This window comes from Pseudomonas sp. FYR_5, from assembly GCF_043106315.1.
Taxonomy (GTDB): Bacteria; Pseudomonadota; Gammaproteobacteria; order Pseudomonadales; family Pseudomonadaceae; genus Aquipseudomonas; species Aquipseudomonas putida_Y.
On the sequence record NZ_JBICMK010000049.1, the window covers coordinates 14,445 to 27,862 of the forward strand.

Annotated in this window: 15 protein-coding genes and 1 tRNA gene; 6 read left to right on the forward strand and 10 right to left on the reverse strand. The window is 61.9% G+C overall.

Annotated features, from left to right (window positions below):
• Positions 1-41: 41 nt before the first annotated feature.
• A tRNA-Ser gene (locus ACF8RA_RS06990) sits at positions 42-131 on the reverse strand.
• Positions 132-329: 198 nt separating this feature from the next.
• Between ACF8RA_RS06990 and ACF8RA_RS06995 the strand changes: the two genes are divergently transcribed.
• From ACF8RA_RS06995 to ACF8RA_RS07005, 3 genes are all read left to right on the forward strand, one after another.
• Positions 330-1,019, forward strand: coding sequence for a crotonase/enoyl-CoA hydratase family protein (locus ACF8RA_RS06995; protein WP_028698250.1), 690 nt, complete (start codon positions 330-332; stop codon positions 1,017-1,019).
• Between the two features lie 199 nt (positions 1,020-1,218).
• Entirely contained in the window at positions 1,219-1,932 is a 714-nt protein-coding gene (locus tag ACF8RA_RS07000; RefSeq protein ID WP_021783099.1) for a 1-acyl-sn-glycerol-3-phosphate acyltransferase, read from the forward strand.
• A gap of 67 nt (positions 1,933-1,999) precedes the next feature.
• Positions 2,000-2,971, forward strand: coding sequence for a magnesium and cobalt transport protein CorA (locus ACF8RA_RS07005; RefSeq protein WP_084852262.1), 972 nt, complete (start codon positions 2,000-2,002; stop codon positions 2,969-2,971).
• Between the two features lie 40 nt (positions 2,972-3,011).
• Here the strand turns inward: ACF8RA_RS07005 and ACF8RA_RS07010 are convergent, their stop codons facing one another.
• The gene (locus ACF8RA_RS07010) at positions 3,012-3,746 is read right to left on the reverse strand and encodes an amidotransferase (RefSeq protein ID WP_084852264.1); all 735 of its coding nucleotides are present in this window, start codon (positions 3,744-3,746) and stop codon (positions 3,012-3,014) included.
• Positions 3,747-4,273: 527 nt separating this feature from the next.
• On the opposite strand from ACF8RA_RS07010, the gene ACF8RA_RS07015 reads away from it, so the two are divergent.
• The gene (locus tag ACF8RA_RS07015) at positions 4,274-5,074 is read left to right on the forward strand and encodes a c-type cytochrome (protein ID WP_392518971.1); all 801 of its coding nucleotides are present in this window, start codon (positions 4,274-4,276) and stop codon (positions 5,072-5,074) included.
• A gap of 248 nt (positions 5,075-5,322) precedes the next feature.
• On the opposite strand, the gene ACF8RA_RS07020 is transcribed toward ACF8RA_RS07015, so the two are convergent.
• From ACF8RA_RS07020 to ACF8RA_RS07035, 4 genes are all read right to left on the reverse strand, one after another.
• Positions 5,323-5,655, reverse strand: coding sequence for a ribonuclease E inhibitor RraB (locus ACF8RA_RS07020; protein ID WP_003252824.1), 333 nt, complete (start codon positions 5,653-5,655; stop codon positions 5,323-5,325).
• Between the two features lie 177 nt (positions 5,656-5,832).
• The gene (locus tag ACF8RA_RS07025; RefSeq protein WP_176685643.1) at positions 5,833-6,069 is read right to left on the reverse strand and encodes a hypothetical protein; all 237 of its coding nucleotides are present in this window, start codon (positions 6,067-6,069) and stop codon (positions 5,833-5,835) included.
• Between the two features lie 144 nt (positions 6,070-6,213).
• A complete protein-coding gene (locus tag ACF8RA_RS07030) occupies positions 6,214-8,271 on the reverse strand; it encodes an LTA synthase family protein (protein ID WP_176685644.1) in 2,058 nt (685 codons plus the stop codon).
• Between the two features lie 139 nt (positions 8,272-8,410).
• Entirely contained in the window at positions 8,411-8,602 is a 192-nt protein-coding gene (locus ACF8RA_RS07035; protein WP_004577083.1) for a PLDc N-terminal domain-containing protein, read from the reverse strand.
• A gap of 126 nt (positions 8,603-8,728) precedes the next feature.
• Here ACF8RA_RS07035 and ACF8RA_RS07040 point away from each other — a divergent pair, with 126 nt between their 5' ends.
• Positions 8,729-9,667, forward strand: coding sequence for a ZIP family metal transporter (locus tag ACF8RA_RS07040; RefSeq protein WP_392460459.1), 939 nt, complete (start codon positions 8,729-8,731; stop codon positions 9,665-9,667).
• A 123-nt stretch (positions 9,668-9,790) separates the two neighbouring features.
• Here the strand turns inward: ACF8RA_RS07040 and ACF8RA_RS07045 are convergent, their stop codons facing one another.
• The gene (locus ACF8RA_RS07045) at positions 9,791-10,321 is read right to left on the reverse strand and encodes a hypothetical protein (protein WP_392513960.1); all 531 of its coding nucleotides are present in this window, start codon (positions 10,319-10,321) and stop codon (positions 9,791-9,793) included.
• A gap of 60 nt (positions 10,322-10,381) precedes the next feature.
• Positions 10,382-10,906, reverse strand: a complete 525-nt coding sequence (locus ACF8RA_RS07050) for an ankyrin repeat domain-containing protein (RefSeq protein ID WP_392513961.1) — start codon at positions 10,904-10,906, stop codon at positions 10,382-10,384.
• A gap of 266 nt (positions 10,907-11,172) precedes the next feature.
• Here ACF8RA_RS07050 and ACF8RA_RS07055 point away from each other — a divergent pair, with 266 nt between their 5' ends.
• A complete protein-coding gene (locus tag ACF8RA_RS07055; protein ID WP_021783091.1) occupies positions 11,173-11,445 on the forward strand; it encodes a DUF3509 domain-containing protein in 273 nt (90 codons plus the stop codon).
• A 155-nt stretch (positions 11,446-11,600) separates the two neighbouring features.
• On the opposite strand, the gene ACF8RA_RS07060 is transcribed toward ACF8RA_RS07055, so the two are convergent.
• On the reverse strand, positions 11,601-12,137 hold the full coding sequence (locus ACF8RA_RS07060) for an oxidase (protein ID WP_392518973.1): 537 nt from the start codon (positions 12,135-12,137) through the stop codon (positions 11,601-11,603).
• Positions 12,137-13,291, reverse strand: coding sequence for an MFS transporter (locus ACF8RA_RS07065; protein ID WP_230064495.1), 1,155 nt, complete (start codon positions 13,289-13,291; stop codon positions 12,137-12,139). The genes ACF8RA_RS07060 and ACF8RA_RS07065 overlap by 1 nt, the downstream gene beginning before the upstream one ends.
• Between the last annotated feature and the right edge of the window lie 127 nt (positions 13,292-13,418).

Here is a 13,418-nt window from a genome sequence, read left to right on the forward strand (position 1 = left end):
AAGCCCCCGTGCTTTTCAGCGCGGGGGCTCTTCGTAGAATGTGGCGGTGAAGAAGGGATTTGAACCCTTGATACGATTTCTCGTATACACACTTTCCAGGCGTGCTCCTTCGACCACTCGGACACTTCACCGTTTCTCTTCAAGCCTTGCGGCCCGTCGAGGTGCGCTAATTTAGTGAAAGACTTTCCCTTTGGCAAGCATTTTTTTCAATTTTTTCATGTATTTGCACTTGGGGTGCCGTGAGCGCTGACCGACCAGTCAGCCTTGCTGCTTTACCTCGCCCCTGACGCTGGGTAACGTCGTCGCCACGCCAACAAAAGGACTCTGCCATGAGCGAGCTGATTACCTACCACGCCGAAGACGGCATCGCCACCCTTACCCTGAACAACGGCAAGGTCAATGCCATCTCGCCGGACGTCATCACTGCCTTCAATGCAGCACTGGACCGCGCTACCGAAGAGCGTGCAGTAGTGATCATCACCGGGCAGCCGGGCATTCTGTCGGGCGGCTACGACCTCAAGGTGATGACCAGCGGCCCCAAAGAGGCCATCAGCCTGGTCACCGCCGGTTCCACCCTCGCCCGCCGCCTGCTGTCGCACCCGTTCCCGGTGGTGGTCGCCTGCCCCGGCAATGCCGTGGCCAAGGGCGCTTTCCTGCTGCTGTCGGCCGACTACCGCATTGGTGTCGAAGGGCCGTACAAGGTATGCCTGAACGAAGTGCAAATCGGCATGACCATGCACCACGCCGGTATTGAACTGGCCCGCGACCGCCTGCGACGCTCGGCCTTCCACCGCTCGGTGATCAACGCCGAAGTGTTTGACCCGCAGGGCGCAGTGGATGCCGGCTTCCTCGACAAGGTGGTGCCGGCCGAGCAGTTGCAGGAAGCGGCAATGACCGCGGCGCGGGAGCTGAAGAAGCTGAACATGCTGGCGCACAAGAACACCAAGCTGAAAGTGCGCAAAGGGCTGCTGGAGGCGCTGGACAAGGCGATCGAGCTGGACCAGCAGCATATGGGCTAGCCGCACGGCCCCTTTCGCGGGCAAGCCCGCGCCTGCACATTCGCCCTCTACGCGGGTAAATCCGCTATTCAACGGGCATACGCAACCTGTGCAGGAGCGGGCTTGCCCGCGAAAAGGCCGGAACAGGCGTGCACCAAGGTTTGCCCCAACCAGTGCACACCCGTACACTGCCCGGCGACTGTCTGGTGTGAGTCGTACCATGCTTTATTCATTGCGTATGTTCCTGCTGGGGCTGCATTTTCTTGCCGTTGGCGTCGTGGGCCTGATCATTGGTCTGTGCCGCCCCTTCAACCCTGACAACAGCCGCGTATTTGCCCGGCTCTACAGCTTGCCGGCCACCTGGCTGATGCGCATCAAGGTCAAGGCCGAAGTCGGCCCATTGTGGGACCATCCGCCCGGCTGTGTGATCGTGGCCAACCACCAGTCCAACTTCGACCTGTTCGTGCTGGGCCAGGTAGTGCCGCAACGCACCGTCGCCATCGGCAAGAAGAGCCTGGGCTGGATCCCGCTGTTCGGCCAATTGTTCTGGCTGGGCGGCAACGTGCTGGTCGACCGCAAGAATGCCTACCAGGCGCGCAAGGCCATACAGAAGACCACCCGGGTTTTGCAGGACGACACCTCGATCTGGATTTTCCCCGAAGGCACCCGCAATGCCGGCGAGCATTTGCTGGCGTTCAAGAAAGGCGCATTTCACATGGCCATCGAGGCCGGTGTGCCGATCGTGCCGGTCTGCGTCAGCCGCTATGCCAGGCGTCTGAGCCTGAACAGCTGGCGCCAGCGCACGGTAATCGTGCGTTCGCTGCCGCCCATTGCCACGACGGGCATGACGCCGCAGGATCTGCCAGCGCTGATCGAGCAGTGCCGGGGGCAAATGCAGCAGTGCATTGACCGGATGGAAAAAGAACTGGCCTGATCCGGGTTGCTCTGGCGCCGGGTACAGCCCAAGCTGTATCCGTGTTCAAACGTATAAGCGGACAACCATGGGTCGAGTCGTGGCATCGGCGGTGTACAGCGCCGGCAGAAAGGTCACCAACATCAGCATCGACGAAGGCAGCGAGTGGGCGCGCAAGCCGGGGCATTTCGTGTGGATCGGCCTGGAAGAGCCCAATGCCGAAGAGCTGGCCAACCTGCAGTCCCAGTTCAACCTGCACGAACTGGCCATCGAAGACGCCCTGGAAAAACACAGCCGGCCCAAGCTGGAAACCTTCGGTGACGCGTTGTTCATCGTCACCTACTCGCCAGTGCGCCACGAAGGCAAACTGGAATTCATCGAAACCCATATCTTCGCGGGCAACGGCTACATCATCACCTGCCGCAACGGCCACTCCAAATCCTACGCCATGGTCCGCCAGCGCTGCGAGGCTCGGCCCCTGTTGCTGGAACATGGCGAAGACTTCGTGCTGTACGCCCTGCTCGACTTCGTCACCGAGAACTACCAGCCGGTCAGCGAGGCCATTCATGGCGAGATCGAAGAGCTGGAGGAAAGCGTACTGGGCGGCTCGCTGCAGGAAGACGACATCCGTCGCCTGCACAGCCTGCGCCGCGACATTCTGCGCCTGCGCCGCTACGTGGCGCCCATGGTTGAAGTCAGCGAAGAACTGCAGCGCCTGAGCTTCCCGTTCATCGACAAGAACATGCGCCCATACTTTCGTGATGTGCAGATTCACGTGACGCGGCAGATGGAAGACTTGGCCGGCATCCGCGACATTGCCAGCCAGACTATCGAGATCGGCATGCTGCTGGAGTCGTCACGGCAAAGCATCGTGCAGCGCAAATTTGCGGCCTGGGCGGCGATTCTGGCATTCCCTACGGCGATTGCCGGGGTTTACGGCATGAACTTCCAGAACATGCCAGAGCTGAGCTGGCACTACGGTTACTTCGCGGTACTGGGGGTGATTGCGACGGGGTGTGCCGGGTTGTATGCCAGCTTCAAGAAATCGGGTTGGCTTTGATGGCCTCTTCGCGGGCGTGCCCGCGAAGGGTTGCCACCGATTAAGCGGCGCTGTCGCTGGCCTTTGACGGCTGCTGGATAAAGCGCAACATCCACTCCCCTACCAGATCGCCCTGATGCTCGGTGGCCAGGCTGGCTATGGCCTTGTGGTACACCTCGTCACCCAGGTATTCCTGGCGCGCATCGAGCAGTGCGCGGGAGTAGTCATGCACGAATTCCGGGTGGCCCTGGAAGCACAGCACCTGGTCGCGAATGTGGTACGCCGCATTCGGGCAGAAATCGCTGGAGGCGATCACCGTGGCGCCTTCCGGCAGCTCGGTCACCTGGTCCTGGTGACTGATCAGCAAGGTCAGCTCCGACACCTCCGGGTCCATCCACGGCGCATGCGCCGCCAACGAGTAGCGGTGGATACCCACGCCCCAGCCTTGCTCGGCCCGCTCGGCCTTGCCACCCAGGGTCAAGGCCAGCAACTGGTGGCCAAAACACACGCCCAGCAGCTTCTCACCGCGCTCGTACAGTTTGAGCAGGTAGGCCTTGAGGGTCTGGATCCACGGATCGGTACCGAACGAATCGGCCTTGCTGCCCGTCACAAGATAGGCATCGAACTTTTCACTGTCGGCGGGATAGTCGCCGTGCATCACGTTGTACACACAAAATTCGGCGGCAATCGGCTGACGCGAGAAGAGCTGCTCGAACATCCTGCCGTAGCCCTGGTATTGCGCCGTCAACTCCGGTCGCAGGACATCGGTTTCAAGGATGCAGATGCGTAACGACATAGGGGTAGTCCTGAACGACATGGGTGGGAATCTGCTGTAGAGACTGCCGCGAAAGGCACGTACAAGCAAGTAGGCTGCGCTGACGAACGGTCACATTTCGTCGGTGCGTGCCTGGCACTTGCGCCACTGTCTAGATAGAGCATGCCAGCTGGCTGGCACTTGGCCTCATAGCCAGAAGAAATGGTTTAACCACTTGGTTAGAACAAAGGGTTCTCAAGCATGGATAACGCACACCCTACTGTTGGATGTATATCCACTTTCAAGAGGCAAGCAGTCAGGCGCCACGCAACGCCACTGTGATCGACCCGAAACGCGACAAGGAAGCCAACGGGTATTCAGGAATAACAACAAGAAGGCGGTCCGCCATGTTCAGACAATCGAAAATTCGCCAAGCCGGGCTCATTTTATTCGCCACCACGTTGCTATTGATCTTGCCGAACCTGACACGTTTGTTTGGCTGACGGCGGCGGTGGCGCCAACGGGCAACGCACAGGTAACCTGCTGGCCTTGATGGTCGGAGATTGCCTATGCGCCACTGCCTTGCCCTGCTAGCGTTGCTTCTGAGCCTGCCATTGTCGGCGGCGCAACTGCACCTTGAACTGGGCGCTACACCGCGCCAGTGGAGCAGCGCCGAACTGCTTGGCCACCCTGAGGCCCAGGACATCAGCATCGAACAGGACGTTTCCTACAAACGCCCCATGCGCTATCGAGCGGTGCCGCTGACCACGCTGCTGGAAGGTGTGCGCGCCAGCGATCACCTGCAGGCCGTGGCGCTGGATGGCTTTGCCGCCGAAATGCCCGCTGCGCCCCTGTTGCAGCAAGGGCCGGCACGCGCCTGGCTGGCCGTGGAAGACCCAGGCAAGCCGTGGCCGCCACTGGGCCAAGGCAAGCCAAGTGCCGGGCCGTTCTACCTGGTGTGGACTGCACCGCAGGCCAGCGGTATTCGCCCTGAGCAGTGGCCCTTCCAGATTGCCACCCTTCGCAAGCTGGCCCCGGTGGACCAACGGTTTCCCGCGCTGCTGCCCGACCCGAAACTGCCGGCCGACAGCCCGGTGCGCCAGGGCTTTGCCCTGTTCCAGCAGAACTGCCTGGTGTGCCACCGGTTGAACGGGGCGGGAGATGGGCAGGTGGGGCCGGACTTGAATGTGCCGCATAACCCGACCGAGTATTTTCAGCCGGTTTATTTGCGCAAGTTGATACGCGACCCGCAAAGCCTGCGGCAATGGCCGCAGGCGAAGATGCCGGGGTTTGCCGAAAGTGTGTTGAGTGAACAGGAACTGGATGCGCTGCTGGCCTATTTGGGGCACATGGCAGCGCGCAAGCCTTGAGGGCCTCTTCGCGGGTGAACCCGCTCCTACAAGGTGATGGACACACACCGGGGGTTGAACACAGACCGTCGTAGGAGCGGGTTTACCCGCGAAAGGGCCGGTCCTGCTGGCGAACATCCCTGGCCGTTCATCGTTGCCGCCGCCACCGTATTCGCGGGTGAAACCCGCTCCTACAACGGCAGGTGGTTTCCACCACCCATCAATGTGTAGGCGCGGGTTAACCCGCTAAGGGGGCCAACACAAAACCGTCAGGCCGTGAGCCGTTCGTGCTTGACGCCCCACCCTTCCACCTCACCCCCATACGGTGTCACCAACTGCTCGAAGGCCTCTTCAAAGTCGCCAATCCCGCCATGGGTGGCGTACATGACCTTGCTCAGTTCCAGGTGCCAGGCACCGTCGCCCAGCTCCTTCACCTGGGCATTGAGCGATTCCCCGCGAAACTGCCCGGCTGCACGACGGGCCCCTGCTTCGTCCGGGAATACGGCATAGAACTCGATGGGGTGGATCTGGGTGAAGTCGAAACCGCCTGCTTTCATCTGGCGCAGGACGTTGCTGCTGATATCGTCGTTCTGGCTGCTCATGAATCGTCCTCCTGAATAAAGCAATGGATAGACTTTCCGTGCACTACGCACCTGCCGGCAACGGCCGGGCAGTTCGAGCTGATGCAAGACGCGAATTATTGAGGCGGCGCCAACCCACAGAACAGGCAGGCCCTCCACCAGCGTAGCGCCTGCCAAGGCACCACGCAAACGTGTGGTTCAGGATGCTTCGTGAATGCTGGTGATGGTCACACCACTGTGCTCTTTGAGCCAGCGAGCGGTCGGGGAGATGATACGGTCCTGGAAGTCGTTGAGGTCCAGCTCGTCCATCACCGGAAACAGGTGTGAGCGGATGGCCCGCGCAGCGTCTTCCTCGCTGGGGCAATGCTCGGCATGCAAGAGCAATGCGGACGGTTCGCCCTTCTGGTCGGCAAAGATGACTTCCCACTCTTTCATTGAACGGACCCTCTCAGTCAACGAACACCAGGTGTGTGATGCCTGAATAACTGACCTTGGGACGGGGAGAATGTTCAGTCTGGGAGAATTGTGCCGGGCCCATTCGCGGGCTTGCCCGCGAATGGGCCGCAACGCGGCACCCGCTTACTTCGGTGTGCCGTGCACCACGCCAGCGGTGTTATCCAGCAGGCTCTTGGTCGCCGTCTGGATATACGCTTCCAGCTTCTTGAGCATTTCCGGCTGGTCCGGGCTTTCGATCAGCTCGGCCTTGAACTCGCTGCCCAACTGGTAGCGGTACATCCGCGGGCTCATGTCCTTGGACTCGATCAGGATGCGATCACCCTGCACCAGCCCGACGATCTGCTCGCTGCCCGACGGCTTGATCATGCCCACGCCCTGGTCACCCTCGGGCAGGTTGAGCAGGTCGCGTCCCCAGCACTGGTGGCGAGCCTTGCCACCCAGGCGCCCCATGATGGTCGGCACGATGTCGACCTGGGTACCCACGGTGTGGTTCACCGCACCGAATTTCTCCTGAATGCCCGGGGCAATCAGCAGCAATGGCACGTTGAAGCGGCCCAGGTCCAGTTCGGTAACCTGCTGGTGGTTGCCAAAGCCATGGTCACCGACGATGACGAACAGGGTGTCCTTGAAGTAAGGCTCTTTACGCGCCTTCTCGAAGAACTGGCCCAGCGCCCAGTCCGAATAACGCATGGCGGTCAGGTGTTCGTCCAGCCGACCCTGGCCGGTAACCTTCTCTACCGGCAAGTCCTTCGGCAGCGCATACGGCGTGTGGTTGGACAGCGTCTGCAGCAGCGCGTAGATCGGCTTCTTGCCATCGTGCCTGGCCAGCTCTTCGTTGCCGCGATCGAACATGTCCTGGTCGGATACACCCCAGGTCGGGTCGGAGAATACCGGGTCGACGAAGTCATTACGGCCGATGAAGGTGGTCATCCCCTGGTTGCCGAAGAACCCGGACTGGTTGTCCCAGGCAAAGTCGCCGTTGTAGACATACACGTCGTCGTAGTCACGGGCGCCGAGCAGGGCCGGCAGGCCCGACAGCTTATGGCCGCCTTCCGGAGTCTGCATCAGGTATTCGAAACCAGGCAGGTTGGGGAAGCAGGCCATGGTGGCGAACATGCCCTGGTGGGTGTGGGTGCCGTTGGAGAAGAAGCGGTCGAACAGCAGGCCTTCTTTGGCCAGCTTGTCGAAGTACGGGGTGATGTTATTGGGGCTGCCCAACGCGCCTACCGAGTGGCCGGCGAAGCTTTCCATCAGGATCACCACCACGTTCTTGATCGGCAGGGTACGATCAGCCGGCGGTACAAAGTCGCGGCGGATAGCGGCTTCGTCGGCGTCGACCAGCGTGTCGTTGGCGGTCAGCAGTTGCTCACGCACACTTTGCGTGGCCACGTCCTGCTCCAGTACTGGCTTCCAGATGTTGGCACGGTCCTCGTCGAAGCGGCTTTTGGCGGCGTCGATCAGGGTCAGGGTGCCGTTCAGGCCCAACTGGTTGACGAAGTTGGAGTCCGTGGTGAAAGCGTCACCCCAGCGCATCGGCGGGCCCTGGCGCAGGGTGCCACGGGCAGCGGCCACCGCCACCAGCAAGATCACCATGAACACCGCCAGGCGGTGGTACCACGGGGCAACGCGGTGCAGGCCTTCGGCACGGGTAGCGCGATCGATACCTTTGAACAGCAGGCTCAGCAGCCAGGTACCGAAGGCCCAGGCCAGCAGGTAGCGTACCACCGGGAAACCGTACCAGAGCATGCTCATGACGGTTTTCGGGTCTTCCTGGATGTACTGGAACACCAGGCCGTTGAGGCGCTGGTGGAACTCGCGGTAAAAGTCCATTTCCATCAGGCCGAGGAACATTACCACGCTCGAAGCGAGGGTCAGCCAGAAACGGAACACCCCGCGCCGGGCCATGGCCCAGGGGCTGAGCATGGCCAGCAGCAGTGGGATGCTGATGTACACCACCACCCGCAGGTCGAAGCGCAAGCCGTTGAGGAAGCCTTCGGCGACAGTCGAATATGGGGTATCACCGACCATGTCGCTGTTGTAGGCCAGCAACGCCAGGCGCACGAGGCTGAGCATCAGCATGATCACCAGGCCGCTGAGCAGCGTGTAGGCCAGGTGGGATTTCAGGGTCGGCGAAAATGACGTTCGCGCACCCTGTTGCTTCAAGGCATCCGTATTAGCCATGAATGGGAAGGTCCTAGGATTGCGGTTTGCGAAGAGGCGATGGCGCTAGACCAACGCAGCATTATGCGGATGCGGATTCTGTTTAAATCAATGTGAAAATTGTGTCACGGTCCCATTACTGGCTATGTCGGTACCGCGCCTACAGCCGCACGTTCCCCCGCGGCCCGGCAATCGCCCAGATCACCAGCCCCACCACCGGCAACAGTGCGATCAACAAGATCCACAAGACCTTGATGCCCATCTCGCTGCCACTCTTGATCACGTTGAGAATGGCCCAGATATCCAGCGCCAGAATGATCAGCCCGACCAGGCTGTTGAAGGTAGATCCCATGTCTGAATTCCTGTCCAGAGGCTTTGCTGCACAGCATAGTCAGCTATCGCGCCAATAGAAGGGAATCCTTGGCGGATGTTGCAGGTCCCTCGGTAGACTGACTGCATTCATTGATTCGAGGTTCGCATGCCATCCGCCCACAGCCAAAGCGCCGCCCCACCCTCACTGCTGCAAGCCTGGCGCCAGCAGGTCACCGATACCCCCTGGCTCAGCGCCGGCCTGGGGCTGAGCCTGCTGGCGGTGTGCGTACTGCTGGCCGCCAGCCTCTGGAACGCGGTGAACGGCGACCATGCCGACAACCTGCACCTGGCCGTGCTGGGTGGGTTGTCCGGCTTTGGCGCCACCGCGCTGGGCGCCGTGCTGGCAGTGGTGCTGCGCGATGTCAACGCGCGCACCCAGGACGTGATGCTGGGCTTCGCTGCCGGCATGATGCTGGCCGCCAGCTCGTTCTCGCTGATTCTGCCGGGCCTGGAGGCTGCCCGCGAGATCACCGGCAACGGCCCGGCCGCCGCCTTTACCGTGGTGCTGGGCATGGGCCTGGGTGTGCTGCTGATGCTGGGCCTGGACCGCTTCACCCCGCATGAACACGAAAGCACCGGCCCGTGCGGGCCTGAAGCCGAGCGCATCAGCCGGGTGTGGCTATTCGTGCTGGCGATTACGCTGCACAACCTGCCTGAAGGCATGGCGATCGGCGTGAGCTTTGCCAATGGCGACATGAACATCGGCCTGCCGCTGACCAGTGCCATCGCCATCCAGGACATCCCCGAAGGGCTGGCCGTGGCGCTGGCCCTGCGCGCCACGGGGCTTTCGAACCTGAAGGCTGCATTGGTGGCGATTGGGTCGGGCCTGATGGAGCCGCTAGGGGCGGTGATCGGGCTGGGGATTTCTACCGGCTTTGCCCTCGCCTACCCGATCAGCATGGGGCTGGCGGCGGGGGCGATGATCTTTGTGGTAAGCCACGAAGTGATCCCCGAAACCCACCGCAACGGGCACCAGACAGCGGCGACCCTGGGGTTGATGGGTGGGTTTGCGGTGATGATGTTTCTCGACACTGCGCTGGGCTGAAGATTGATGTTTCGTGAGCCGGCCTCTTCGCGGGCTCGCCCGCTCCCACAGGGTTATCACAGGGCCTGATGCGCTGGAGTACCTGTGGGAGCGGGCATGCCCGCGAACAAGCAATCACTGGTATCAGATGTGGACGGCGACTTTCAAAGCCTCCAGCGCCGGCTCGACCTTGATGCCCAGCGCTGCACCCAGCTCCATTACCCGCGCCAGGTCCTGTTGCCCCACCATGACCATCTGCATCTCGTCATCCAGCAACTGGCTGAAGTTGAGCAGCACATACCCCCCCGCCTCCTTGTTCAGCGCGCCCATCTGTACCTGGATGCGGTTGAGCGCAGTCAGTGGTTCGGTACGGGCCAATTGCTTGGGCTTGAGGGTAAACGGCACGCTATTGTCGAACGAGTCGCTGATCTGCTGGAACAGCTCCTGATAGCTGTCGGCCTGGAACACCACGGTATCCGGCAGGCTGCCCAGCACCACCCATTCACCCAAAGGAATCGGGAAAGTGTCGTCGTAGTTGATGTCGGGGTTGGCGGCCAGGAAGGCGACAGGGTCGGCGTAGGCCTGGGCGGCCTCGTCGGCGATACGCTCGATGTCTGCCTCACGCATGCAGCCGGCGCCAATGAGGCTGATGAATTCAAGCAACTGAGTTTTCATGAAAGGGGGCCTGCGACGGGTGAAAAGGCGCCAAGGATAGCCGCAAATGCCCCCTGGCGGTTAGCCGGCCAGCGTTTGCAGGCGCGCGGCGGTGTCTGCTGCACCCATGGTTTGCGCCGCCATCAGGGCGGTGATGCCGCGGGCATCCTGGTGCGCCGGGTTGGCCCCTTGTGCCAGCAGATAGTCGAGGATTTCGCTGCGGTTGAACATGGCCGCCAACATCAGCGCGGTGCGACCGTCCTGCGCGGCGGCATCCACCGGCACGCCATGCTCCACCAGCAGGCGAATCATCGCCAGGTCCCCTTTGAATGCGGCGCCGGCAATCGGCAGCTGGCCATTGTCGTTGGCAATCAGCGGGTCGGCACCCTGCTCCAGCAGCACGCGCACCGCATCGTGGTGGCCGTGGTAGCTGGCCAGCATCAGCAAAGTATCGCCCTTGTGGTTACGCAGGTTGGCCGGAAGGCCGCTGGCAAGCAGGCGCTCGAGCATTTCGGCATCGCCCTGGCGGGCACGTTCGAACACCTGCTCGGCGAACGCAGCGGTTTCGTCATCTGTCATGGTAGCGGGTGCGGTCTGGCTGGACATAGGGAACCTCCTGGCATAATTGATGGCCCAAGTGTTCGTCAGGCATGCCAGGTCGGTCAAAGGTTCAGATTCTATGGGGCCGATAGGCACTGGCTGACCCGTGCAAAATGCACTGTGCAAAATGCACGACCATGCAGCTTGCACGATACCGCTTCTGAAAATTCTCCGTAACAGCCTGTATTTACTGGGTTTTTCGCCAAACAGGATTCTGGCACGGTCACTGCAACCATCAACTCATGTCTGCCACACACCAGCCAGGAGTTGATATGGACCTCATCCAGCAAAAGTTCGCCTCGGTATTTTCGGCCTATCAGGTGAATACCCAAGCCCGGCCCGATGGCGGTGTACTGCTTACCCTGCGCGCAGCGGATGGCAAGGTTACCCGCCGGGTGCTGACTTATGGGCAATTGCACAGTGCCGAACAGCTGTCCTGGGCGATCAGTGCCATCCGTCGTGATCTGGCTGAAGAAGCAAGCGAATTGCCGGTCATCTCGATGCTGCAGAGCCAGCAGCGGTTTGCCTTGCCGACTTACCGCTGAGGGGTGTATTGCCTGAACTGGCCTCTTCGCGGGTGAACCCGCTCCTACATTGACTGTGCGATGCCTAAGGGCGGCGCAACATTGACTGTGCGATGCCTAAGGGCGGCGCAACCGCTGTAGGAGCGGGTTCACCCGCGAAGAGGCCGGCAATGCCATTACAACTCGTCGATCCCCAGAAATGCCCGCGCCGTTACATCCCCGGTAAACCGCGCCTGCATGCCCTGCTCGCTGCCATACAAGCGCAACGCCAGGCAAAATGGTGTATCACCCAGCTCGACCCAGCGCCGCGTTCCGGCCGGCACCAGCAGCTGGTCACCCTTCTCGCACAGCACCGAATACACCCAGTCGCCCAACCGCAGGCCAACCTGCGCCCGCCCGCTGACCACGGCGAACAGCTCGTCGACCTCATGCACATGTTCATCACGCACATCGACCTGTGCCGGGTCTTCACCGTCGCGGTTGAGCAACGCGAAGGCCTTGCTGCCATGCGCCGTCATCAACTCATCCAGATACACGCGGCAAACATCCAGCACCTCGTCCTGGGCGGTGCCCGGGCGCACCCGCAGGCCAGGTTCGGCATGCACAAAGCGCACGCCCTGTTCAGCTAAGGTGGCAGCGATATCGTCGTGGTGAGTCAGCACCTTGTTCGGCAGTGCCGGGCTGGCGGGGTGGAAAACGCTGAGAATGCTCATCAGGGGCGGGTCCTGGTCGGTTGCGAACAAAGGGCAATGATAACGGCTGCGGCCAAGGCTGCGGCACTGGCCATACCAAAGGTGAAGGTGGGGCCCAGCAGCTTCCAGCTGTAGCCTGAGTACAGCGCCCCCAGCGCACCGCCGGTACCCGACAGCGCTGCGTAAAGCGCCTGGCCCTGGCCCTGCTGGCGGGCGCCGAAGCTGGCCTGGACGAACGCGATGCTGGCGGCATGGAAGCAGCCGAAGGTGGCCGCGTGCAGCAGCTGGGCGAAGATCAGTACTGCCGGCTCCTGGGCCAGGTTGCCCAGCAGCAGCCAGCGCAATGCCGCCAGCAGGAAGCTGACCAACAGCACACGCTGTACGCTGAAACGGGCGAACAGGCGGCTCATGACCATGAACATCAGCACCTCGGCCACCACCCCAAGCGCCCAGAGCAGACCGATGGCACCGCGCGTGTAGCCCAAGTGCTCCAGGTGCAGGGTAAGGAAGGTGTAGTAAGGCCCGTGGCTGAGCTGCATCAGTGCCACGCACGCGTAGAACGCGATCACCCCCGGGGCACGCAACTGCTGCAGGAAGCCCCCCGTGCCGCTGCGCCCGCCCTGCTCCACCGGCTGGGCATTGGGCACCCACAGGCTGGCGGCAACGATACCGGCCATGATCGTGACCAGCGCCACCGGGTAGATGTCCAGGCTCAACCATTCGAACAAGCGGCCCAGGCCGACCACGGTGAGGATGAAACCGATCGAACCCCACAGACGTACCTGGCTGTAGCGCGACGTTTGCCCGTGCAGGTGGGCCAGGGTGATGACCTCGAACTGCGGCAGCACCGCATGCCAGAAGAACGCGTGCAGGGCCATTACCAGCGCCAGCCAGGCGTAGCTTTTGCCGAAGAAGATCAGGGCGAAGGTGGCCAGGGTGCACAGCGCGCCAAGGCGTACGATCAACAGGCGCTGGCCTGTGCGGTCGCCCAGCCAGCCCCACAGGTTAGGGGCGACGCAGCGCATCAGCATGGGGATGGCGACCAGCTCGCCGATGCGTGCCGGGGAGAAGCCCAGGTGGTCAAAGTACAGCGCCAGGAAGGGGGCGGTGGAGCCCAGCAGGGCGAAGTAGAACAGGTAGAAGCTGGACAGGCGCCAGTAGGGGACGGGTTGCATGGGATGGCCTTGTGGGGACCTGGACCGGCCTCTTCGCGGGTGAACCCGCTCCTACGCGGATTCCACCCTGTCACTGCACCTGAGGGCAGTGATATCCCAATGTAGGCGTGGGTCTACCCGCGAAGAG